The 22,272-nt window shown below is 39.5% G+C and carries 24 protein-coding genes; 3 read left to right on the top strand and 21 right to left on the bottom strand.

What is annotated here, in order from left to right:
* Nucleotides 1-11 precede the first annotated feature (11 nt).
* From BSO02S_RS01395 to BSO02S_RS01370, 6 genes are all read right to left on the bottom strand, one after another.
* Nucleotides 12-518, bottom strand: a complete 507-nt coding sequence (locus tag BSO02S_RS01395) for a dihydrofolate reductase (RefSeq protein ID WP_066061270.1) — start codon at nucleotides 516-518, stop codon at nucleotides 12-14.
* On the bottom strand, nucleotides 515-1,309 hold the full coding sequence (locus tag BSO02S_RS01390; protein ID WP_066061267.1) for a thymidylate synthase: 795 nt from the start codon (nucleotides 1,307-1,309) through the stop codon (nucleotides 515-517). The genes BSO02S_RS01395 and BSO02S_RS01390 overlap by 4 nt, the downstream gene beginning before the upstream one ends.
* Before the next feature lie 118 nt (nucleotides 1,310-1,427).
* Nucleotides 1,428-2,006 (bottom strand): TerD family protein, encoded by a 579-nt coding sequence (locus BSO02S_RS01385; RefSeq protein WP_066061265.1) that lies wholly within the window; start codon nucleotides 2,004-2,006, stop codon nucleotides 1,428-1,430.
* 29 nt (nucleotides 2,007-2,035) lie between these two features.
* Complete coding sequence (locus BSO02S_RS01380; RefSeq protein WP_066061262.1) at nucleotides 2,036-2,647, bottom strand: TerD family protein; 612 nt, start codon at nucleotides 2,645-2,647, stop codon at nucleotides 2,036-2,038.
* Between the two features lie 49 nt (nucleotides 2,648-2,696).
* Nucleotides 2,697-3,770, bottom strand: a complete 1,074-nt coding sequence (locus BSO02S_RS01375) for a toxic anion resistance protein (RefSeq protein WP_066061332.1) — start codon at nucleotides 3,768-3,770, stop codon at nucleotides 2,697-2,699.
* Nucleotides 3,771-3,803: 33 nt separating this feature from the next.
* The gene (locus tag BSO02S_RS01370; protein ID WP_066061259.1) at nucleotides 3,804-5,441 is read right to left on the bottom strand and encodes a YceG family protein; all 1,638 of its coding nucleotides are present in this window, start codon (nucleotides 5,439-5,441) and stop codon (nucleotides 3,804-3,806) included.
* A 209-nt stretch (nucleotides 5,442-5,650) separates the two neighbouring features.
* Here BSO02S_RS01370 and BSO02S_RS01365 point away from each other — a divergent pair, with 209 nt between their 5' ends.
* Nucleotides 5,651-5,887, top strand: a complete 237-nt coding sequence (locus BSO02S_RS01365) for a hypothetical protein (protein WP_066061255.1) — start codon at nucleotides 5,651-5,653, stop codon at nucleotides 5,885-5,887.
* On the opposite strand, the gene BSO02S_RS01360 is transcribed toward BSO02S_RS01365, so the two are convergent.
* The 14 genes from BSO02S_RS01360 to BSO02S_RS01295 all read right to left on the bottom strand — a co-directional run bounded on the left by BSO02S_RS01360 (nucleotide 5,884) and on the right by BSO02S_RS01295 (nucleotide 20,341).
* The gene (locus tag BSO02S_RS01360) at nucleotides 5,884-6,681 is read right to left on the bottom strand and encodes an HAD family hydrolase (protein ID WP_268875966.1); all 798 of its coding nucleotides are present in this window, start codon (nucleotides 6,679-6,681) and stop codon (nucleotides 5,884-5,886) included. The two genes, BSO02S_RS01365 and BSO02S_RS01360, sit on opposite strands and share 4 nt — an antisense overlap.
* Nucleotides 6,681-7,802, bottom strand: a complete 1,122-nt coding sequence (locus BSO02S_RS01355) for a cysteine protease StiP family protein (RefSeq protein WP_066061249.1) — start codon at nucleotides 7,800-7,802, stop codon at nucleotides 6,681-6,683. Before BSO02S_RS01355 ends, BSO02S_RS01360 begins: the two co-directional genes overlap by 1 nt.
* On the bottom strand, nucleotides 7,783-9,159 hold the full coding sequence (locus tag BSO02S_RS01350) for a phosphoribosyltransferase family protein (RefSeq protein WP_174524208.1): 1,377 nt from the start codon (nucleotides 9,157-9,159) through the stop codon (nucleotides 7,783-7,785). The genes BSO02S_RS01355 and BSO02S_RS01350 overlap by 20 nt, the downstream gene beginning before the upstream one ends.
* Complete coding sequence (locus BSO02S_RS01345; RefSeq protein ID WP_066061247.1) at nucleotides 9,110-10,297, bottom strand: HpcH/HpaI aldolase/citrate lyase family protein; 1,188 nt, start codon at nucleotides 10,295-10,297, stop codon at nucleotides 9,110-9,112. The genes BSO02S_RS01350 and BSO02S_RS01345 overlap by 50 nt, the downstream gene beginning before the upstream one ends.
* A 76-nt stretch (nucleotides 10,298-10,373) precedes the next feature.
* The gene (locus BSO02S_RS01340; RefSeq protein WP_066061244.1) at nucleotides 10,374-11,159 is read right to left on the bottom strand and encodes a TerC family protein; all 786 of its coding nucleotides are present in this window, start codon (nucleotides 11,157-11,159) and stop codon (nucleotides 10,374-10,376) included.
* Nucleotides 11,160-11,240: 81 nt separating this feature from the next.
* Nucleotides 11,241-11,822, bottom strand: coding sequence for a TerD family protein (locus tag BSO02S_RS01335; protein WP_066061241.1), 582 nt, complete (start codon nucleotides 11,820-11,822; stop codon nucleotides 11,241-11,243).
* Between the two features lie 105 nt (nucleotides 11,823-11,927).
* On the bottom strand, nucleotides 11,928-12,521 hold the full coding sequence (locus BSO02S_RS01330) for a YpjP family protein (protein ID WP_066061239.1): 594 nt from the start codon (nucleotides 12,519-12,521) through the stop codon (nucleotides 11,928-11,930).
* A gap of 212 nt (nucleotides 12,522-12,733) precedes the next feature.
* Nucleotides 12,734-13,168, bottom strand: coding sequence for a BrxA/BrxB family bacilliredoxin (locus tag BSO02S_RS01325; RefSeq protein ID WP_066061236.1), 435 nt, complete (start codon nucleotides 13,166-13,168; stop codon nucleotides 12,734-12,736).
* Between the two features lie 66 nt (nucleotides 13,169-13,234).
* Nucleotides 13,235-14,371, bottom strand: coding sequence for a conserved virulence factor C family protein (locus BSO02S_RS01320; RefSeq protein ID WP_066061233.1), 1,137 nt, complete (start codon nucleotides 14,369-14,371; stop codon nucleotides 13,235-13,237).
* 85 nt (nucleotides 14,372-14,456) lie between these two features.
* Entirely contained in the window at nucleotides 14,457-16,349 is a 1,893-nt protein-coding gene (locus BSO02S_RS01315; protein ID WP_066061231.1) for an ABC-F family ATP-binding cassette domain-containing protein, read from the bottom strand.
* Nucleotides 16,346-16,996, bottom strand: a complete 651-nt coding sequence (locus BSO02S_RS01310) for an HD domain-containing protein (RefSeq protein ID WP_066061228.1) — start codon at nucleotides 16,994-16,996, stop codon at nucleotides 16,346-16,348. Before BSO02S_RS01310 ends, BSO02S_RS01315 begins: the two co-directional genes overlap by 4 nt.
* A gap of 88 nt (nucleotides 16,997-17,084) precedes the next feature.
* Nucleotides 17,085-17,933, bottom strand: a complete 849-nt coding sequence (locus tag BSO02S_RS01305) for a DegV family protein (RefSeq protein ID WP_066061225.1) — start codon at nucleotides 17,931-17,933, stop codon at nucleotides 17,085-17,087.
* Between the two features lie 131 nt (nucleotides 17,934-18,064).
* Complete coding sequence (locus BSO02S_RS01300; RefSeq protein ID WP_066061220.1) at nucleotides 18,065-18,580, bottom strand: hypothetical protein; 516 nt, start codon at nucleotides 18,578-18,580, stop codon at nucleotides 18,065-18,067.
* Between the two features lie 78 nt (nucleotides 18,581-18,658).
* Nucleotides 18,659-20,341, bottom strand: coding sequence for a formate--tetrahydrofolate ligase (locus BSO02S_RS01295; RefSeq protein ID WP_066061326.1), 1,683 nt, complete (start codon nucleotides 20,339-20,341; stop codon nucleotides 18,659-18,661).
* A gap of 167 nt (nucleotides 20,342-20,508) precedes the next feature.
* Here BSO02S_RS01295 and metA point away from each other — a divergent pair, with 167 nt between their 5' ends.
* Nucleotides 20,509-21,417: a homoserine O-acetyltransferase MetA gene (metA, locus tag BSO02S_RS01290; RefSeq protein ID WP_066061217.1), complete on the top strand. Its 909-nt coding sequence runs from the start codon at nucleotides 20,509-20,511 to the stop codon at nucleotides 21,415-21,417.
* A gap of 82 nt (nucleotides 21,418-21,499) precedes the next feature.
* Nucleotides 21,500-21,712, top strand: a complete 213-nt coding sequence (locus BSO02S_RS01285; RefSeq protein ID WP_066061213.1) for a hypothetical protein — start codon at nucleotides 21,500-21,502, stop codon at nucleotides 21,710-21,712.
* Nucleotides 21,713-21,775: 63 nt separating this feature from the next.
* On the opposite strand, the gene mntR is transcribed toward BSO02S_RS01285, so the two are convergent.
* Nucleotides 21,776-22,198, bottom strand: coding sequence for a transcriptional regulator MntR (gene mntR / locus BSO02S_RS01280; protein ID WP_066061211.1), 423 nt, complete (start codon nucleotides 22,196-22,198; stop codon nucleotides 21,776-21,778).
* Nucleotides 22,199-22,272 lie beyond the last annotated feature (74 nt).

The raw sequence follows: 22,272 nt of genomic DNA, 5'->3' as shown, positions 1-22,272 counted from the left end.
AGCACCAGCCACTAGCTGATGCTTTTTCTAATAGACTTTCGTTCATAAAGTCTAAATTCATAATCATAGGGGTTTTTTTCATTTTTTATTCCTTTTTCACAACTTAACAAATCCCAAAGTTCGAGATTAAATTCGGGGAAAAACGTATCTCCAGCAAATGCTTCTTGAATAAGGGTGACATATAGACGATCCACGTGTTCAAATGTCTCATTAAATATTTCTGCCCCGCCAATCACAAAAATCTCATCGTTCTGCTCATGGCAATACTTAACAAAATCCTCTATGGAATAAAAAACAGTACACCCTTCGGAATGGTAGCCCTGCTGCCGGGTAATAATGATGTTCTCCCTGCCAGGAAGGGCGCGGCCGATGGATTCATGTGTTTTTCTGCCCATGGCAATCGGGTGGCCGATTGTCACCCTTTTAAAAAATTTCAAATCCTCCGGTATATACCAGGGCAATTGATTATCTTTGCCAATGACTCTATTTTCATCCATTGCGACAACAAAAGAAATCATACACTGACCACTCCTTTAATATGTGGATGCGGGTCATACCCTTCTAAGGTAAAATCTTCATAATCGAAAGAGTAAATATCCTTTACAGCAGGGTTAATTTTTAAGATTGGCAATGGCCTTGGTTTTCTATCCATTTGCAGATTGATTTGTTCAAGATGGTTTTGATAGATATGAACATCGCCAAACGTGTGAATAAATTCCCCTGGTTCTAAATCGCAGACCTGAGCAATCATTAATGTTAACAACGCATAGGATGCGATATTGAACGGAACACCAAGAAAGACATCCGCTGAGCGCTGGTATAATTGGCAGGATAGCTTTCCATCGGCCACATAGAATTGAAACAGGCAATGACAAGGCGGCAGGGCCATACTATCGATTTCGGCCACATTCCAGGCATTAACAAGCAGCCTTCTTGAGTTTGGATTTGTTTTTATTTGTTCGATTAATTCACTGATTTGATCGACCGTTTTCCCATCAGCACCTGTCCAGGAACGCCATTGATGTCCATAAACGGGGCCAAGTTCACCGTTCTTATCTGCCCATTCATTCCATATTCGGACACCCTTCTCCTGCAGGTAGCCAACATTCGTATCACCTTTTAAAAACCAAAGCAATTCATAAATAATCGATTTAAGATGTAGCTTTTTAGTTGTTATCAGAGGAAACCCTTCTGCCAAATTAAATCTCATTTGATAACCGAAGGTGCTGATTGTTCCTGTACCTGTTCGATCTCCCTTAACGGTACCGTTTTTTAAGATATGTTCACATAGCTGTAAATATTGCTTCAAATCGGACACTCCCTTAACAGCGATTCATATTTAATTATTTTAACATAAACGGCATATGAGCGTAATTTTTCAAAAAAAAAGCCACCAGAGCTAGGCAGCTTTTTTTGTTATTAAAAAATTAAACTTCTAAACCATAATTTCGACAAAGTGCGGCTAAACCACCTGAAAAGCCACTGCCTATGGCATTGAATTTCCAATCACCATTATTTCGGTAAAGCTCACAAATAACAACAGCTGTTTCAACTGAAAAGTCCTCACCAAGGTCAAAACGTAAGACTTCATTATTACTATCTTCGTCAATTACACGTACGAAAGAATTTGAAACTTGACCAAAATTCTGGTTTCTTGCCTCAGCATCGTGAATGGTCACTGAAATCGCAATCCGGTGGATTTGTGAAGGCACCTTACTAAAGTCAATCTTAATTTGTTCATCGTCACCATCACCTTCACCCGTGCGGTTATCACCGGTATGTTCAACAGCACCGGATTGATGAATTAAGTTATTATAAAAAATAAAGTCTAAATCCTGTAGCACTTTGCCGTTTGCATCAGTTAAGAACGCAGATGCGTCCAGGTCAAAGTCGTGTCCACCATGATAATGATTCGTATCCCAGCCAAGGCCAATAATAACCTTGGTTAACCCAGGATTCGTTTTTGTTAAATCGATTCTTTGTCCTTTTGCTAAGTTGATGCCCAAATCTATCACCTCATTATGACTTTTTTTATTTAACTATAAGTACGAACAACTTCACTTAGAGTGCCAGCCGTCGTGCCAGTACCTACAGCGGCAAACTTCCATTCATTGCCGTGGCGGTAAATTTCGCCGGCAACAAGGCAGGTCAGTCCGCTATAATTATCTGATAAATTATAGTGGATTAGCTCTTGATTATTACTAGGATTCACAATCCTGATAAAAGCATTTTTGATCATCCCAAAGTGCTGTTTTCTTTTAACACAATCATAAATATTCACGATGAAAACAAGCTTTTGAATCGTCGACGGTACTCTGCTTAAATCAACGACGATTTGCTCGTCATCACCATCTCCATCACCCGTCAAGTTATCCCCTGAGTGTTGAACACTTCCATCATTACTTTTCAAATTTCCAAAGTAAATAACATTTTTATTGTTTTGCAGCTTGTCGTTCTCACCTAACATGATTACGGATGCATCACAGTCAATATTAGCTGTACTGCCGCCGCCAAACAAGGAACCGAATAAACCACCGCCACCGCCGCTTTGAACTGGGTCCCAGCCCAAGCCTACGATGATTTTGGAAAGTCCAGGATTACTTTTAGTTAAATCGACGCGTTGACCTTTTTGTAAATTAATTGCCATATCCTTCACTCCAGTTAAGAAATTTAGTAACACATCAACAATATAGTACCTATGATTGTTTCAATTGTTTAAAGTTGTCTTGCAACTGTTCTAAACGTTTTGTGCCTTCTACACGCATACGTTTATTCTCTTCTTCAATCGCTCTTGTTTCCTGCATGCCTTTGATGATGATATTCCAAGATTCTTCGATGGTTTCAATTTTAATGCTTGGACCGCCCGCAAGCCTGGCAATATCGGTGCTTTGCTGTGAAATGTTCTGGGCATTTTTAAGCAGCATTTCATTGGTCCTGCGGTCAAGTTCACTCATCGAATCAGCAACAAGTTTTTGTCTTTTCGCTGCCATCGCCTGGATTAAGCCATTTTTAAAAATAGGGATAGTTGTGACAAAGGCAGAATTAATTTTTCCAATTAGCTTTGTATTCCCTCTTTGCAAGAGACGAATTTGTGGTGCTGTCTGTAATGAAACCATTTTTGCCATTTCTAAATCATATACCCTTTGCTCCAATAGCTCGATGACATTTTTCAATGAATCCAATTGCATCGAAGCAAGTTGGTCACCGGACGCAGTGCGTGCTTCAAGCTGTGGAAGCTGACTATTCTTTAGATCTTCCACTTTTAATTCACCAGCAACAATATATTTTTCAAGTGTCAAATAGTATTGATAGTTTTGCTCATACATTTGCTCGAGCATATTGGTCGAATCGACCATCTCATGCTGGTATTTGGAAATTTCCACATAGACTTTATCAATTTCGGAGCCCATTGTCTGGTACTTTCCAAACAGCTTTTCAATCATCTTTTCGCCTTTATTGAAGAGTTTTCCAAAAAAGCCGCTTGATGATTTTTGAAAATCCTTGGCATCAAATTTATCCATAATGCGGCCAAGATTTTTAAGAAGTTCACCTGAGTCTTCTACTTTTGTCATCCGCATGTTGTTTAAAATTTGGTCGGAAAATCGAGAAATTTGAACGGCTGGTTCTTTCCCAAACTCTAATACCTGAATCTGGTCACGCTCATCAATGGTGCGGGCCAAATTTTGAACTTCTGGTTCTTTACGAAGTGCAAGCTTGATATCAGATACCTTTGTTTCAGTCAGTTTGTTGTCGGCAGACAAAGAAGTCATGCCGCTTGACGGGTTTGGCGTTAGATTCACTTATTAATCTCCCCTTAAGTTTTTTAAGAAACCTTGGAAAAGCCCTTTTTTGAAAAGAGACGGCTCTTTAAATTCCAAGTCAAAAACAACATCTTCAAGCCAATGCTTATCAAATAACCGTTCGTCGAGAAAATTTTCAATATCATTGTGACCTGGCGGATTATACAAGACGATATCAATACCAAATTGATTTAAAAGTAATAGAAGAGCGGCATCAGACCTTGACAGCATTCCCGTTGATTCATTATTGTAAATCATTAATTTAGGGACCTGTTGGGAATAGTCAAATCTTTCCACCAATTGAATAATATTTTTTGGCAAAAACAATGCCTGCGTAAATAAATACATTTTTACATCTTCCAAACTTTCCATTGGCAAAGGTTTTAAGCCAGGCTTTTCGCACATTCTTCTTACGGCGCTCGCAATTCCCTTTTGCAAACCCGATGCTAAAAAGGCGTATGGCCAGTAATGTGATTGCATCATTTTTTCAGGATTAATTAAGCCATCCCTGCCAAGTGCATTTTGATAATGAAAGCGAAAGTCGTTCGAGCTGGGCATCGTGATTGGCAGCCTGCGAATTAGTAAACAATGATCTAATTGACTTAGTGCCTGAAGACGTTCCCAGTACTCCTTGCGATTTTTACTTACACCCTGTACCTTTGCAAAAAGGGAGGGAATTTTAACCTGTCCGTTCCCAACCTCAAAACCAGGACGGACCATCGCTATTTCTTTACAAAGAATAAATAGCTCATCATAGGTCGTTTTTAGGGTAATCGAGGAAGGTGTGTAATCCCTCAATTGCCATGGTTTGTATAGGCCTGAGCCCTCTTGATTTAGAATGGTCTCAATCTCTTTTGAGGCCCGGTAAGCCACAGTGGTTTTTCGGCTTCGTTTTTCCTTTGGAAATGGTTCTGGTGGCAATTTGTTTTGGAACTGATGAGTAAAAACCGGATCATCTATCATCCCGGCTAAAATATCTTGATCATCAGGATGAAAGATAACGATATCGCAGCCAAGTTTCATTAAATAATATAAAAAATATTGATGGCTTTTCTTAAATTCTCCATACCACAAGAATTTGGGCATTTCCTTTTGTGGATCAGCCTTCTCGAGTACTGGTTGTAAATGATTGATGGACCACTTCACAAGATCAACCAGTACCCGCCTTAGCTCGTGATTTTTTAACCCGTCATTTTCTAACTTCGTGTACAATTCAAGCGTTGCAATCATCGCTTCTCTCAGCTTCCGATGGATGACCGGTACCTGTGATTTTAACAGCAGTTGTTCCCCATCAAGAAAGGCAGTAAAGCGGTTAATGGACAGCTTTTGATCGCGATTAATATTTAACACTTTTTGAATGGATTGAAAGTGAGCATTGTTAATGGATTTATCGAGTGACTCCTCACTTAGTAAATGTAAGTTCCACTCATTCGTATTGACGTAATCAAATAGTTGGTTGTAATAGTCATCCGTGTCAATTGGTATTCCTAGGAATTTCCCTAAAACTTGTCCGATTTGAATAATCCCATTTCCTAATGAAAATTCTGGACGTTCCGATATCGGCCTTTTTAGCATACCGAGCCAATTTTCATATGAAAGGGATACACGTCTGACGTTTAATTGGTTATATGATGGAAACATTCTTTATCCCTTCCCTCTGATAGCGAAAGCTTCTTTTTGATCTTTAGAAAATTATGTAAGACTTCTTTACCATCATATCACAGTTACCAAAAAGGGTCATTTCTTTATACGAAAGTATTTGAAAAAGGTTTCAGATTTTGTTTCCTTTTCACCCTTTTCCTTGCCCTTACATACTATTTGAGTATTGATACTTAAAGTAGGTGACTCGAATGAGATTTTTATATAAGCGGCCAAGGATAGAAGACATGAATGATGAATTAATAACCGTTATGGAAGTGATGGTTTCCGATTTATTTATTTATCTAGATTTATTTGTGTTCAGCCTCATCTTTACACTAATGCTTTCCCATGTAATAGGTTCTCTAGCCTTGTCAATCCTATTCTTTTTTAGCTGCTATGCTTTATTTTTCTGTGTTTACTATTTTGTTTTTAAGAAAAAAGGTTAAACTTTAAGATGCTGCAGTTTAAGAAACTGTTGGAGAATTTCTTCTCCTGCGCCCACACCATAACTTTTTGTGAGAATATGGTTACCAATGCCTGACAACCTGGCAAGTTCACCATGGTTTGGAACGAATCGATACCGGCAGTTCTGCAAAAAATCCCAGTCTAAAATGGAGTCCCCCGCACCTGCAATCAATTCCATTCCTTCTTGCTTGCAAATAAATTCAAGTGCAGTCCCCTTACTTATCGCATGTGGGATAAAGTAAAGCTTCCGCCCTTGTAAGGAGATCCTCCAGCCATAGTTAGCGGCCAGTTCGTTTAAAGCTCTCTTTTCAGATAGAGAAGGCAGACTGTTTAAGATAAAATAGAAAAATAGTTTTTCCGCCTGCTTCATTTGCCCATCAAATTGATGCCCTTCCCTCTGTAAAATAGACAATAACTCAGCTTGTGTAACCGACTCCTCATTCATCCGCTTAAAAATAGATGCTGACCAATCTTCCATCGGCTTACCCTTATATAATATATTAGCACCATTGGACGTTATCGCATAGGTCAGCGGAATGTCTTTTTCAAAAATGACGAACCGGTTAAATTGTTCTGTTGTCCGTGTAGTAACAGGGACAAAAAGGCTATCCTGGGCAAGCTCTTTTAAGGCAAAAAAAGATGTCTCTGTCATATATGCCACCCAGGTTCCATCTTTTTTTTCAATAGGTTTAAGTAGCGATTCTTCTAGTACCCCAAGTTCTTCAATTGCCCGTTTCGAATAGATTAATGTGCGGTCAAGGTCTGAGGCAAAGATTATTTTTGATTCTCCTTAACCGACTTTATTAGTCCGCAGCATAAATAATTTAAATCCGGATATGCCACAACTTCTACACCCTTTTCTTCGGCAAGCATAAGGATGTGTTTGACAAACGGGCTTGATGGGTCGCGCATAAGGATTTTCCACGGAACCCTGCGCAGTAGAACTCTCGTCGTTTCACCGACGCCTGGCTTAATAAAATGGGTGCTTTCAATTGCAAATTCCGCTTGGATTTTCTTGACATCCTCCATCCCTAAAAAGCCTGTTCCTATATTTGTGTGGTCCTTTTGTGAGGCGATTTCCCCTGCTTCCACTGCTATGTTTGCAAATTCTTTGGTAATTAACTCAATATATTCGTTTGAAACATCTGTTGGAATCAAATCCTTGTAAAACTTTGCCCCATGAAAATCATCCTTGCCGATATAAAGTTCATTTAAAACAGTCCGGCTTACCAGTCCAGATACCGTCGAATTTAAACATGCACTTGGGATTAAGAAATCCTCCCGTGTTCCAAATAAAGTTGTGCAATAGCCTGGGTCAGCAATGACGGCAAGCGTGTCATCTAGCTTTATCCCGCACCTTTTTTCATAATCCTGACATGCTTTTGTCAATTCAATCGAAATAGCGCCTTTTCCCGTCCAGCCATCAACAAATTGAATGTTTCCATTAGGATGTTCGCTATGAATATAGTGAAGTGCATTTTCATCAATCCCTTTGTCGCGGATGATGGAAATACTATAATGGGGTAAAGAAACATGATAGTGTGTTTCAACATACCTTTTTATTAAGATACCTACTGGAGTTCCCGCACGTGCCAGGGAAACAAGAACGGTCTTATCACCCTTTAAATGATAGATTTGTTCAGCGACGACCCCAATACACAAAGCTACCTTTTGCTTATATTCCTGCAGGGTTTTCCAAAATAAATCAACATAAGCTTTGGGAGGTTGATACTCGATTGGCAATGATTCGCTGTAATGAGCCCCTGATTGAACCTTCATTTCCCGATTTACAGTGGAATCCTCAAGCTTAACATCACTTAAATCCTTTAATAGAAACAGCACATCCTCTTTTTTATAACTACCGATATTTGCAGGTTTATTGCTTGTTTTCTGCATTTTGTTCACCTCGATTTTCAGAAAAAAATACGAGCTTGATCGACTTTATCTGTAATTTTTCTAGTTCCTTTAGTAATGGTCGAAGCTCCTCAAATTCTACCTTTCTTTCAAAAAATATAAAAATTTCATCGTAATGTCCCGGCGGGATATTATAAACATAGTGAGAAATTTCCTGATTTTCAGGATTATGAAAAGCAATCCCGTATCTAGCACCGTACCCTTCTATGTTTTTGATATATATTGGGCTTCTCGTCGTTGATTGATAAAAAACGTCATTTCCCATTTGTGATGCCAATTTCATTGGGAGATACATGAATTCCCCCGTCCCAAGGCAAAGTGTTTTTTCCCCAGTTCTCTTTTGTTTTAAGAATGCAGCAGCGTCTGAAACTTGCTGATGAAGTTCGCTGTTTTTAGTACTTCGTAAACCAAAACGTCCCGTCCCATCAATAAACGGCGCCTTAGTATCGCTGCTATTCGCTAAAAAGCTAGTCGCTGTAAAAAAGGAGGACAGCTGCAGCCACTCTAGAGACATATCAACTTGTTCGCCCCACACATTTTCTTCGGAGTGTTCTTCCATCTCTTTTAGCTGCTTCACTTGGACTTTTCCCGCCATTAGACTTACGACATTAATTTTTATCCCAAGGGCATGCTCAAGCCGTAGGAAGCTTTTTTTATTATCTTCTGAGCGCCAATCTAAAATGGAAACCACCGTATAAACATGTCTTGGAAATTTTGCATGAATGGATTGGATTATATTTAAGGCTGTTTTTCCCGTTGTCATTTCATCATCAACAAGAATGATTTCCCGTTCATTCTTAATCATATCTAATGGAATATAACAGCGATGTGATGTCGCATGGGAATGCTCTTCTTCAAAGGTTATTTCTGGATTTTTATCAACAATTTCTTCCCTTGTCGTATGAAAAAACTCTGCCGATTGAAAGCAATCAAAGAAAGCATGTCCGAGGGCGGTGGCAGTTTCTGCAAAGCCAATCACCACTGGATTAATATCCTCGGTAATAAAAGGGCAGCTTTTATAGGAATCTCCCGTTGTAAATAAAGATAATAGCCGTTCCTTTTCCGCACATTCTGAGCCTTTTACAGATTCTATAAATCTTACAGCCAACAGGGCAGCCGTAAGCAGTCCTTTATTCGGATTTATCGGTAAATGTTTACCAAGCACCTTACTTACAAACAAGAACGAACGTTTCTTATTAATTCGTGCTGCCATGGTAAATAACTCTTCGATGGGCAATTGAAATGGATTTTCAGAAAGCTCAATTTCTGTTTCAATCGAGTCAAGTGTATTATACGTATACTTCTTTTTTGATAAGGTCAATGTTTGTGAATTCTTCATGGAGCACCCCGTACAGCTTTGATTTTAAAATAATTTTTTTTGCCCAATAATAATGTGGTTTTATTTCGTTCATTTTATTAGCGAAATCACTTTTCATGACACCAATTTCACCTGTTGCCGCTTTTACGATATTGCTGGCATCAATATATTCCTCATAGGTAACAACATTAAGGGCCTGAACTACTTTAATATGTGATGGATGGATAATTGTTTTTCCTGTTATACCGTTTGCGATATCCATGAGTATTTCTTGAATTAATCCGTCCATATGGTCGTTAATTAATTTGGCTCTCCATTTCAGCCCCTCATCCCCGTACCGTTCTCGAAACGGAGTTTGCCTCAGCTGCGGCTTTAACATCCTCTGTTTAGCCGAAAAATACTCCCATACGGGTCCGGAGACCACATATCCACTATCAAACCTTTGAAAGACATTGATAATATCTGAAATGCAATCTCTTAATACAGCAATATCATAAACGGTTGTATCCGCACTCCGGCGAATTCCATACAATCCGCAAAAATCAGTCGCCCCAATCCGAACATTCAGAATATTACCCCTGTATTGATCGAGAAGATGCTTGATGTTCATTAATTCTTCTATTCTCGTTTCTTTTTGAATCACCTTATCTGTCTCCAGAATCGGCATTGCATAAAAAGGATGCTGCTCCGAATGAATACGAAGAACCTCTGTTAATAATCCTTCGCCATTTTCGGATCCAAACTTCGGCAGGACTGCACCTGTCAGAAGCTTAGTCGCATCACCTAATTGTTCAGTAACCCGTTTAAATTGCTCAAGGTTACGAATCCGGATAAACATGAGCGGTAAATCAAGAAAACTTAAATAACCTTTATTCAATTCAGCATACAATTTTAACAGTTCCACAATGAGTAGTGCCTCGGCCTTTTTAACTTCGTTATCGCCCACGGCATCTTCAAGGTCAATAACGAGGGAGGTCAAACCTTCATGCTTTTTTGAGAGAATTTCCTGATGAATATTCGGGCGTGTAGCAGGCATGTAGAGTGTCGCACCTAAACCATAGGACAAAAGTTCACGATTTGTATATTTTGTAAAAGTCTGCGGCTTTTGAAAGAAAAATCGTTCGATTTCATCCTCATAAAAATATGTAAAAAGTTCCATAACCAATTTCTCCTCTTTAAAAGGGTAAAAAATAAAGGAGACGGACTCTCGTCAGTTCCCCTTTATTAAGCAATATTTATTGATTAGCTTCTTTGCTTCCTTCTTTCTTCTTATTCATGAAATGAACAATAAAGGTAGCAGCAAAGGTTACTAGTAAAATGATAAAGAAATATAAGGATTCAATATGAATATCGATTAACGGGAGGCTGAGTAACATCTTAATAGAAATAATAAGTATTAAGATATAAGCTGTGGTTTCAAGCTCAGGAACCCTGTCAATTAATGTAAGAAAGACCCCTGCAACACCTCGCATCATTAAAACGCCAAGGATACCACCAACAAATAAAATCCATACCTGGTTGCTGACTCCAAATGCAGCAAGAACGCTATCAACTGAGAAAGCTATATCCATTAATTCAACAGCAGCTACTGTTCCCCAGAAGGTACCAAATAAGCGGATAAGCAATCCACCTTGGTTCAAACCTTCTACTTCCTCCTCGGCGTCATTAGCATCTCCTTTACGCTTATCGATGAAATACTTAATCGCCAACCATGCTAGATACGCGGCACCAAGGGCTTTAATGACCCAAAACTCGATTAAGTATACTCCGATTCCAATGGCGATAAATCTGAATACGTATGCACCCAACAAACCATAGAACAGGGCCCTTTTCCGCTTTTTAGGTGGTAAGTGTTTAACCATAACTGCTAAAACAAGCGCGTTATCAGCAGAAAGCAACCCTTCTAAAATAATTAGAGTACCAATTAGTCCCCAGCTGACTGGATCGGATAATATCTTTCCCCACATATTCAAATCAAAAAATTGCGCATATGTGTCCAAGATGTGATTTAAAACTGACATTGAAGCAATTCCTCCTAGATTGTATACATAATTTTTTAAAAAGACCCAGCAAACTGCTGGATCCTATAATATTTCTAATGTTTAACCTATTGATAAGCCAAAATCAGTTGCCAGTGCGGCTAATCCGCCTTGATAGCCGCTGCCGATGGCACTGAATTTCCACTCACCGTTGTGACGGTACAATTCACCGACAACAACCGCTGTTTCAATCGAAAAATCTTCGCCTAAATCGTAGCGGATCAATTCTTCGCCGTTTGCTTCATTGTAAATTCGCGCATACGCATTTGAGACTTGCCCAAAGTTTTGATTCCTGGTTTCCGCATCATGAATTGTGATTGTAAAAGCAATTCGCTGAACATTTGCCGGAACAGCTGTTAGATTAACTTTTACTCCTTCATCATCACCGTCACCAGCACCAGTGCGGTTATCACCCGTATGTACTACTGCCCCATTTGCCCCTTGCGGATTATTGTAGAAGACAAAATCTGATTCGTTTGTCACCTTGCCATTTTCACCTAATAGGAAAACAGATGAATCTAAATCAAAATCATTCCCGCCATCATATTTATTGGTGTCCCAGCCAAGCCCGACGACCACATTCGTTAAGCCAGGATTTGTTTTTGTTAAGTCAACCTTTTGACCTTTTGACAAGCTTACTGCCATTTTTTCATTCCTCCAATTTGGGTAATAGTCTATTTACGAGTTTCTCATAAAAAGGTTTCATTTATTATAATAAAATTTTTTCCAGCCCTTTCGCAAATCCAAGCGCTAACTCATCCATTTTGGCGGTGTATTTTTTGCCCAATAAATAGATCCTAGGTCATGGTGGCTTTGGAAATCATCATGGTAGGTATGATAATGGAAATTGAACCAGTAACCGGATTGGGGAGGATTGTCCCGTCTTACATGAAAACGGAGAATATCTTTACCCATCAGCTGGTTTTTGATATTAAAAATTTTTTCTGAATATCCTGCACTCGGCACTTCCGTAATTGTGAGATTTTTTAAATCTTCCTCTGGAAATTGTTCAGACGTTTTATCAAGTGCCTTTTCGATATTCGGCATAATAATTTCCCTGAATTCATCTTCGATTACAGGTTTTATTTTTGCACCAAATTTTTGATAGGACTGCAATTCCGCCTGTTTTATCAATGCATCCATAAATTTTTCCCTATCAAATTCTGATTCCTCAATAAACCCGGTCGGTTGACCGAAGCTGCCAGCGGTAGATGCCGCATTGATGCCTTCTTGTTCCTTCGGATTCTCAGCATATACGGAGTTCATTAAGTTTGTTGGCGTAACAAGACCAAAGGTTAAAATCGAAACCATCACAAATAATGATTTACGAAGCCAATTGTTCATTTTTTGATCACCTTATTCTTTTCAAGAATTATTTAACTATCTTTATCTGAAATTAGAAGTTCATACAAAATATTATACTTCTATTTTAACAGAATTGGAAAAAAACAATATGAATATTTTAAAATTTTTGGACAAACTACTAAATTCATAGCTTTGAACCGAAAAATATAAAAAACCGAAAGCAGTATGCTTTCGGTTATCTGATATCCAATTTAGCAATTATCTTTTAATGCAGTCAATACATTTTTCATAACTACTTCCATCGGAACACCCTCAATATCGTGACGTGGTATGAAATGGACGACTTCTTTATCCTTTAATAGGGCCATCGATGGTGATGATGGCTCATAGCCGGCAAAAAATTCGCGCATTTTTGCAGTGGCTTCTTTATCTTGACCGGCAAAAACCGTTACAAGATGGTCCGGTTTTTTCTCGCTATTTAGGACAGCTTGTGTTGCTGCTGGACGTGCCAATCCGGCAGCACATCCGCAAACCGAATTTACAACAACCAAGGTTGTTCCATTCACTTTTTCCATGAACTGCTCTACAGCTTCATCCGTAGTTAACTCCTCAAAACCTGCTCTTGTCAATTCTTCACGCATAGGCAAGACCACTTGCTTCATATATTCATCATAGGCATTTGACAAATCTTATCACTCCATTTCTTCCTCTTTAGGATACTATAATTGCATAAATGAGGCAATTTGGCCAAGCTACTGCTCTGCTTTTCTTGCGTCAGTCATTTGCTTCCAGACAGATCCTTTGGCTTCCTCGCCGCCTTCAATTCTTTCAATCGCCATTTTTATTTGCATGCTGACTTCAAATTCAGGGTCATTCTCTGCCGATTTTAAAGCCGGCAAGGACTTTTCGTCCCCTACTTCATATAAAAACATGGCTGCCCGCCAACGAACTAATTTGCTAGGATCTTTCAAGGCATTGGCCATTTTGTCAGCCGCTTCTGGAAAGCCTAAATCTGACAAGCAATCGCCTGCTGTTCTGCGGACGGTCACGGTTTTATCCTTTAGTGCCTTATATAAAAACGGCAGTACCTCTTTGTCCTTAATCATGCCTAGGTACACCGTTGCAAGTCTGCGAATGGAAGGCTTCTCATCCGCTAATGCTTTTTCAAGAACAGGTAAATCCTTTAGCTCAGGGTCCTCCATTTGCTCGAGGAGCTGGTAGCGGACTTGCCATTCTGGATTTTGTAAGTCTTCCATCGTCACATGCTTGCGATGTCGGATAGGTCGTTGTTCCGAAGTTGTCGTTTCACTCGCTTGGGCCTTAGCCACCAGTTCTTCCAAGCGCCCGGTAGGATAGGCTGCAATTAATTCCTCGACAACCTCCTGGCCAATCTGATCAAAATCACCATAGCGGACACCTTGATTCTGCCATTTTCGCAAGAGAATATAGTTATCTTCAGGAAGCTGGGCACGCTCCCTTGCTTTTAAAAAGTATTCAGGCATCCCAAATCTGTGCTCCGCACTGCTATCGGTAAGCTTCACTTGGAGCGGGATTCCCTTAAATAGTTGGATTTCCACCTTTATTTCACCATAATGTTCATCCAACTTTTCGGCTGGAATAGTATCATCAGCTTTTTCACCAAAAGCTTGGCGGACCTTGGGCAGTAATTCCTTCCAATCAAATTTGGCGTTTCTTTCCACTGCGAGAAAATCCGCTACATGGTACACACCCTTAATACCCTCAATTTGTAAAATGGCCTGAATGATGGGTGGTGCCTCATTAACTGTTTCTCTTTTATAATTATGGCTTTTTCCCATTTGCAGTTCTTGGTTTAAAAGGATTTTCATTGTATTAGGACTTGGCGTTGGTTCAATCGCCTTAATTTTCAACACATCACCTTATTCCATTGGTTTCTTTTTACAAGTTTAGCATATTAGGTATCATTCATTCACCGGATATGCTTTATTAAAGGGTCTATTCATTTTCGGCCAGTTCTGCTAAAACAGTCCATCGTTCAATTGTTTGCTCGAGCTTTTCGTTTAATTCGGCTGCCTCTTTCATTAAATCCTGTGCTTTTGTAAAATCACTTCCTGCCTTTTCCATCTCTTCAGCAACCTCTTCAAGACGTGCTTCCGTCTTAGCGATAACTTCATCAATGGAAGCCCACTCTTTTTTCTCCATATAGGACATCTTTTTTTTCTTTTCTTTTTCTTGCCCCTTCGATGGCGGCGGGGTCGCAACCGTTCCTGTTTTTCTTACATCAGGAATCGTTTCTTTTTCAAGATATTCGCTGTAATTACCGAAGAAGGCTGCTATTTCCCCTTCTCCTTGTAAAACTAAAAGCTGTTCCGCTACTTTATCAAGGAAATAGCGGTCATGGGAAACTGTTATGACGACTCCAGGGAATTCTTCCAGATAATCTTCAAGAACGGTCAAGGTTTGTGTATCAAGATCATTGGTCGGCTCATCCAGTAAGAGAACGTTTGGTGCGGTCATTAAAAGTTTCAATAAGTATAGACGGCGTTTTTCCCCGCCGGACAGCTTGCGGATGGGTGTCCCATGCGTAAATGGCGGGAAGAGAAAGCGTTCCAGCATTTGTGCGGCCGAAATCGTTTTTCCATCCGATGTTTCGACAATCGCGGCTGTTTCCTTGATGTATTCAATCATTCGCTTACTTTCATCTAAATCTTCGTTTTCTTGTGTATAATAAGCAATTTTTACGGTTTGACCCATGATGAATTCACCCTCATCAAGCGGGATTCGTTTGGCAAGGATATTTAATAAAGTTGATTTCCCGGTCCCATTCTTTCCAATAATCCCAATCCGGTCACCCGGCTTCACAAGCAAATTAAACTGAGTGAGGATTGTTTTTTCTTGGAAGCGCTTAGAAGCATCCTTCAGCTCAAAAACCTGTTTGCCAAGCCTGCTGCCATTTAACGAGATATCCAACTTCTCGCCAGTTTGTTTCCCGCCAGAAACCTTTTCATCAAGTTCCTCGAAGCGCCCGATACGAGCCTTTTGCTTCGTGGACCTTGCTTTGGCACCGCGTCTCATCCATTCGAGTTCTCTTCTGAAAAGGTTTTTATTTTTTTCAAAGGTTGCCGCGTCATTTTCCTCGCGAATCGCCTTTGCTTCTAGAAAGGCCGCATAATTTCCCTTGTAGCTATAGAGGTTGCCGCCGTCTAATTCAAACATTCTGTTGGCAACACGGTCTAAAAAGTAGCGATCATGAGTGACCAGCAAAATAGAGCCATTATATCTGCTTAGGTAGTCCTCCAGCCACTTAACCGAATCAAAGTCAAGATGGTTTGTCGGTTCATCTAAGATGAGTAAATCAGGTTCGGCAATAAGTACTTGTGCTAAGGCGACACGCTTTTTTTGCCCGCCCGACATCTCCCCGACTTTTTTCGTAAAATCCTCTATTCCTAATTTCATTAAAATCGACTTAGCATTCGTGCTTGCATCCCAGGCATTCAAGGCATCCATTTGCTTTTGTAATTGAAAAAGCTCCTCTTGGACCAACGCATCATTTGGAGATACATTCAGTTTCAATAAAGTATTTTCGTATTCACGCATTAGTTTTAAAATGGGTGCTTCTCCGTGAAAGACTTGTTCAAGAACCGTTTTGTCTGCATCTATCTCTGGCTGCTGGTCTAAAAACGAAATGGTATAGTCCTTGCCAGTGATAATTTTTCCCTCATCAGGAGTGTCCAATCCAGCAATGACTTTTAATAACGAGGATTTCCCCGTTCCATTGATCCCGATTAAACCGACCCGCTCTTTTTCGCTTATTGTGATAGAAATATTGTTAAAGAGCTGTTTCTCCCCATATGTTTTTGAAACATTTTCCACCGTGAGCATTTTCATAATTCTTGTTCATCCCATTCTTGATAAAATTGTTCTAAAAAGACGACCATCATTTGCTGCCGGCTCTCCGCCATTTTTCTGGCCGCTTCTGTATTCATTAAATCCTTTAGTTTTAATAGTTTTTCATAGAAATGATGAATGCTTGTTGATTTTCCTTTTCGATATTCGTCAAGGCTCATTTCTGCCCTGATTGCAATGTTTGGGTCGTAAATGAGCTGTCCTTTTTTGCCTCCGTAGGCAAATGCTCTGGCGATCCCAATCGCCCCAATCGCATCTAAGCGGTCCGCATCTTGAACGATTTTTGCCTCAACCGTTTTAAGCTCTGTTTTTCTTCCGCCTTTATAGGAAATCGATTCGATAATTTGGATGATATGGTTCTTGGCTTCATCAGGAAGTGTGATTCTCTGAAAAAAAGAAGCTAATTTCTCCTTTCCCTTTTCAGCACTTTCATTTAATTTTTCATCAGGTATATCATGGAGGAGTGCTGCCATTTCAATGATAAACGGTTCTCCGATCTTTTCTTCTTGGCAAATATGTAAGGCGTTACGCCGGACACGGTCGACATGGAACCAATCATGACCTGTGGCGTCTTCTCCTAATTCATTACGGACATAAACTTTCGTTTGTTCAATGATCTGATTCTTCATTTTCCTAGAGCACCTACCTCATCCTTGCTATTTTATCATGAAAAACAAACAAAAAATAACCCCGGGCAGTTGAGGTTATTTTTATTTGTTATTTTAAACCGTTATGCCAGCTAATTCCGAGGGTATTTTCGCCTGCGTGAACGCCGATTACCGCCCCTAATGGGCAGCAAATAATCTCAAGCTCGGGGAATTGATTTCTTAACTCATCTTCCCAAGCGGCCGCTTGTTCCTCATGCAACCCGTATAAAATATATACTTCTTTAAAATGATGTTTTTCATAAGATGTCCTTAAGTAATCCAAAATCTTCTCTTTTGCCTTTTTCTCGCTTCTTGCTTTTTCTTTTACATTCAGTGCCCCATCCTCAATTCGAATAATTGGCTTAACGTTAAGCATGCTCCCAAGAAAGAATTGCACCCCTGACATCCTCCCGCTGCGATGGAGCTGCTCAAGGCTGCCAATTAGAACATACGTTTCATTCGTTTCCCTTAATGATTCCAGCTGCTCGATTACGAATTCAAGACTGTTCCCTTCGTCCAAAAGATCCATCCCTTTTTTCAGTAAGGCTGTTAACGGATAGGTAAGTATTTTCGAATCAATGGTTGTCACGGGTATCGAAACAAGCTTTGCCGCCTGCTCGCTTGAAGAAACTGTTCCACTTAATTTACTTGATAAAAGAACCGCAACAATCTGGTCATAATCATTTGAAAGTTGTTCGTATAATGTTTGAAAAGCCCCTACAGAAGGCTGCGAAGTTTTAGGAGGATTTTTTAACCCTTTAAGTCTTTCAAACAGTTGTTCAGCCGTTAGATCCTCACCATCTAAAAATTCTTCATCATCAAGTAAAATTGTTAATGGTATTTTATATAAATCCGGATGATTTCTTAAATCTTCATCTAAATAAGCTGTACTGTCCGTTACCCATGCCGTCTTAACCAACGTCATCTCCCCTTTTTATTAGGATGTGGTCATAATATCTAGTAAGTATAATCGTACCCTCTAATTTGAATACTGTAAATATTCAAATCGAAAAAAATTAAACCAGCTTATAATAAGCTGGTTTAATTTTTTTATGACTTTTTGGTCAAATTCTTTAAGGTAGTCACCATAAATTCGGTCATTTCAACCAAATCATCCATGTGATCTTCGCTTATCAACCGATCAAAATCTACGGTAAGAACATTTACTATTCTTTTTTCCTTTTCAAGGGGATTATATTGAACAGAAATGGTAATTTTTCTAGTGACTCCCCATACATCCAAAAGGATATCTTTTATCATTTGATAATCTTTGCCCTCGCCATGCTCAAGATAAAAATGCAGTCTTACATGACATCCAGCAAGTTTCATTGACAAGGCCCCTGGTATTAGCTCCGCCGCCAAGTTAGCAAGCCTTGATTCCAACTCAATTTTCGCCGTGATCGAACTGTTGGGCAGGCGGAAGGATACGTCAAACTGACGGGACATTTTAGCCATGTTTATACAATCGTTTCGATCGGTTATGACGATCTCACCACTTATGTCCCGATCATAAAGGGCACCTTCAATGATCACTTTCATATTATCGAAAGCTGTTGGGTCAAACATTTTTTCGACTCCTTTAAGAAAAGCGGAAGCATCCTTTGCGCGGCGTCCACTAGCCGCTTTGCCGCTGGCGCTAGGCTATTAGAAAAGCCCGACCGCATTTCCGTTTTCATCTAAGTCCATATTTAGTGCTGACGGTTTCTTTGGCAGACCTGGCATGGTCATGACATCTCCTGTTAATGCCACAATAAACCCGGCCCCGATGGATGGTTTAAACTCCCTGACCGTCACAGTGAAATCTGTTGGTCTGCCTAGCTTCGTCGGATCATCAGACAAAGAGTATTGCGATTTTGCCATACAGACTGCCAAATTAGACCAGCCGAATTTTTCAAAATCAATTAACTGTTTTTTGGCTTTTGAAGAAAATTCTACATCTTTTCCCCCGTAAACCTTTTGGACAATTGTTCTAACTTTTTGTTCAATCGAATCTGAAAGCTCATATAGTGGATGAAAATTGTTTTCTTCGTTTCCGATGATTGATAAAAGCTTTTCTGCAAGCTCGATGCCGCCTGCACCGCCTTTTTCCCATACCTCTGTTAGCGCAACCGGAACATTCTCTCTTTGACACCATTCAAGTAATGTTTTTACTTCAAGTTCTGTATCTGTAATGAATTTATTAATTGCAACCACTACTGGCAGGCCAAAGCTTTTAATGGTCTCAATGTGTTTTTTTAGATTAGCAAATCCTAGCGTCAACGCTGGAATATCCTCACTGGCTAACTCTTGTTTTGCTACACCACCATGCATTTTTAAAGCACGAATCGTCGCAACTACGACCACCGCTTCCGGTCTTATACCAGCACTTCTTGATTTAATATGTAAAAACTTTTCCGCCCCCAAATCAGCTCCAAAACCGGACTCGGTGATGACATAATCAGCTAACTTTGATGCAGCCAGCGTGGCAATAACACTATTGCAGCCATGTGCAATATTAGCAAACGGCCCGCCGTGAATGAGTGCCGGTGTATGTTCAATCGTTTGCACTAGGTTTGGTTTGACAGCATCTTTTAATAATAACGTTAATGCGCCTTCAACACCTAGATCACCGACCGTTACTGGTTCTTTATTGTAATTATAGGCAACGACCATCCGTGACAATCGCAGTTTTAAATCCTTGATGTCTGTCGCCAAGCATAAAACTGCCATAACTTCCGATGCGACAGTAATATCAAAGCCATCCTCTCTTGGAACACCTTGAAGGGGGCCACCAAGTCCGATAATAATTTTTCTTAAAGCACGATCATTTAAATCAACGGCCCGCTTCCAAACAATTCTCCTTTGATCAATGTTCAGTTCATTACCTTGTTGAAGATGATTATCGATTAAAGCGGCAAGGGCATTGTTAGCAGTCGTAATCGCATGAAGGTCTCCAGTAAAATGCAGGTTTATGTCTTCCATTGGCAGGACCTGGGAGTAGCCGCCGCCAGTCGCCCCGCCTTTTATACCCATTGTTGGTCCTAAAGAAGGCTCTCTTATCGCAATTATTGCCTTTTTACCAATAAGATTGAAGGCATCCCCCAGCCCAACGGTAACAGTCGATTTACCTTCTCCCGCCGGTGTTGGATTAATCGAAGTGACAAGGATAATTTTCCCTGTTTCCTTTGTTTTAATTTTGGCTAGTGCTTCATTCGAAAGTTTCGCCTTGTATTTTCCAAAAAGTTCGAGATCATCTTCCTCTAACCCAATCATTTTAGCTATTTCGACAATTGGCTTCATCTTTGATTCTTGTGCAATTTCAATGTCTGACTTTACTTTAATATTCATTACCAACTTAATCCCCCGCATTCCGCATTTAGAATTAACCTACTTATACATTGTATCAAATTAGCGCTTTCATTCCGATAAGTAATTATGAACAAATTATTATCTTTTCTGAAATTATAATAATGCTTATAATGTAAATAACAATTAATAAAAAAGGGGATGGTCACTTGCCAATTAACATACCAAAACTTCTCCCTGCACGAGAAGTTCTTGAGCAAGAAAATATTTTTATTATGGATAATGACCGGGCAATCTGCCAGGACATCAGGCCTCTGAAAATACTTATCTTGAATTTAATGCCTGAAAAGGAAAAAGCGGAAACGCAGCTTTTAAGAGTATTAGGAAACACACCATTGCAGGTTAATGTCAGTTTCTTAAAAACCAACTCTTATGAATCCACACATACAAGTAAACAACATCTGGAACAGTTTTATACCACTTTCCCGCAAATTAAGCATCAGAAATTTGACGGGATGATTATTACCGGTGCCCCTGTTGAGCTATTGGAGTTCAATCAGGTGAAATATTGGGCGGAATTAACAGAGATTATGGAATGGGCAAATAAAAATGTAACCTCAACATTACATATTTGCTGGGGAGCACAGGCAGCACTTAACTATCATTACGGTATTGGTAAATTTGAGTTACAGCGGAAATGTTCTGGGATTTATGCTCACAGGATTTTCGAACAAAATGATATTTTGTTACGAGGGTTTGATGATCAATTTTATGCTCCCCATTCTCGCTACACAGATGTTTCGATTGAAGCCATTAAGAAAAAGCCGGAATTAAAATTATTGGCAGCATCCGTGGAAGCTGGAGCTTTATTAATTGCTTCGCGGGATAGAAAACACGTGATGATTACCGGCCATTTAGAATATGAATCTGATTCACTTGCACAGGAGTATTCAAGGGATTTAACTAAGGGGCTGGAGATTCATATTCCGGAGAACTACTTTCCAAACAATGACCCAACACAGCCGCCGATAAATCGTTGGCGTTCCCATGGCCATTTATTCTTTTCAAATTGGCTAAATTATTATGTATATCAAGAAACCCCGTTTTCTTGGGAATAAGAAAAAGCATCAGATTCTATAATCCCTTTTTGTTTATTTTTCGTACAATATAGAAAGAATAAACAAAAAGGGGGAATTAAAAGTGGAATCAATCGTTGCACTTCATCGTAATTATTTTGGGGAAATTATCAGCTTTGTGACTTCCGAGGGGCGCATCATTTCTTACCGTAAGGCATTGAATGAAGCGGAAGATGGTTTAATCCAAGGCATCCACGCCATTCCGGATGTACACGGAAAAATATCTTTAATGCCAGAGACAAATCAGTCATTTGATCATTACCCAAATTTATTTTAAAAGCACCCGGCATTATATTTCGCCAGGTGCTTCCTTTTTTTTGTTTAAATTTAGCTTTTCTTCCTATTCCGGTTCATTTTGTTTTTGTATCTCTTTTAAAGCGTCAACCCGGCTTTGGTCTTCCTCAAAAAACTGAACGAGATCACCAATTCGATCAATCGAATCCCAGCTTAAATGATGTTCAATCCCCTCAACATCATTATAAATATTTTCATCCTTTACACCAATAATTTTTAAAAATTGTTCAAGCAAATCATGCCTAAATACTAACCGCTTTCCAATCTTTTTACCATTGGATGTTAGCACAAGCCCTCTATATTTTTCATAAACTAAATATTCATCTTTATCTAGTTTTTGAACCATTTTCGTTACTGAGGAGGGATGTACAGACAGCGCTTCGGCAATATCTGAGACCCGAGCGTATCCTTTTTCTTCAATCAAAATATATATTTGTTCGATATAATCTTCCATACTAGGTGTTGGCATCCCGTACCCTCCAAATCAATAATCACTAAAAGTTTACTATAGAAAAATAGGAGTTACAAGGCACTTTATCACTT

Origin of the sequence: Neobacillus soli NBRC 102451 (assembly GCF_001591665.1) — a bacterium.
GTDB lineage: Bacteria > Bacillota > Bacilli > Bacillales > Cytobacillaceae > Neobacillus > Neobacillus soli.
This window is presented reverse-complemented; position numbering and strand designations above follow the sequence as displayed.

What these genes read in the sequence shown, in the direction of transcription:
- BSO02S_RS01340 (WP_066061244.1), bottom strand. Translation starts at nt 11,159, where the DNA reads ATGTCAGTTTTAAATCACATCTTGGACACATATGCGCAATTTTTTGAT.
- BSO02S_RS01295 (WP_066061326.1), bottom strand. Translation starts at nt 20,341, where the DNA reads ATGAATATTAAAGTAAAGTCAGACATTGAAATTGCACAAGAATCAAAG.
- BSO02S_RS01345 (WP_066061247.1), bottom strand. Translation starts at nt 10,297, where the DNA reads ATGGAACTTTTTACATATTTTTATGAGGATGAAATCGAACGATTTTTC.
- BSO02S_RS01350 (WP_174524208.1), bottom strand. Translation starts at nt 9,159, where the DNA reads ATGAAGAATTCACAAACATTGACCTTATCAAAAAAGAAGTATACGTAT.
- BSO02S_RS01395 (WP_066061270.1), bottom strand. Translation starts at nt 518, where the DNA reads ATGATTTCTTTTGTTGTCGCAATGGATGAAAATAGAGTCATTGGCAAA.
- mntR (WP_066061211.1), bottom strand. Translation starts at nt 22,198, where the DNA reads ATGCCAACACCTAGTATGGAAGATTATATCGAACAAATATATATTTTG.
- BSO02S_RS01315 (WP_066061231.1), bottom strand. Translation starts at nt 16,349, where the DNA reads ATGAAAATGCTCACGGTGGAAAATGTTTCAAAAACATATGGGGAGAAA.
- BSO02S_RS01310 (WP_066061228.1), bottom strand. Translation starts at nt 16,996, where the DNA reads ATGAAGAATCAGATCATTGAACAAACGAAAGTTTATGTCCGTAATGAA.
- BSO02S_RS01330 (WP_066061239.1), bottom strand. Translation starts at nt 12,521, where the DNA reads ATGAACAATTGGCTTCGTAAATCATTATTTGTGATGGTTTCGATTTTA.
- BSO02S_RS01300 (WP_066061220.1), bottom strand. Translation starts at nt 18,580, where the DNA reads ATGTTTGACCCAACAGCTTTCGATAATATGAAAGTGATCATTGAAGGT.
- BSO02S_RS01375 (WP_066061332.1), bottom strand. Translation starts at nt 3,770, where the DNA reads ATGACTTCTTTGTCTGCCGACAACAAACTGACTGAAACAAAGGTATCT.
- BSO02S_RS01355 (WP_066061249.1), bottom strand. Translation starts at nt 7,802, where the DNA reads ATGCAGAAAACAAGCAATAAACCTGCAAATATCGGTAGTTATAAAAAA.
- BSO02S_RS01380 (WP_066061262.1), bottom strand. Translation starts at nt 2,647, where the DNA reads ATGGCAATTAATTTACAAAAAGGTCAACGCGTCGATTTAACTAAAAGT.
- BSO02S_RS01365 (WP_066061255.1), top strand. Translation starts at nt 5,651, where the DNA reads ATGAGATTTTTATATAAGCGGCCAAGGATAGAAGACATGAATGATGAA.
- BSO02S_RS01370 (WP_066061259.1), bottom strand. Translation starts at nt 5,441, where the DNA reads ATGTTTCCATCATATAACCAATTAAACGTCAGACGTGTATCCCTTTCA.
- BSO02S_RS01335 (WP_066061241.1), bottom strand. Translation starts at nt 11,822, where the DNA reads ATGGCAGTAAGCTTGTCAAAAGGTCAAAAGGTTGACTTAACAAAAACA.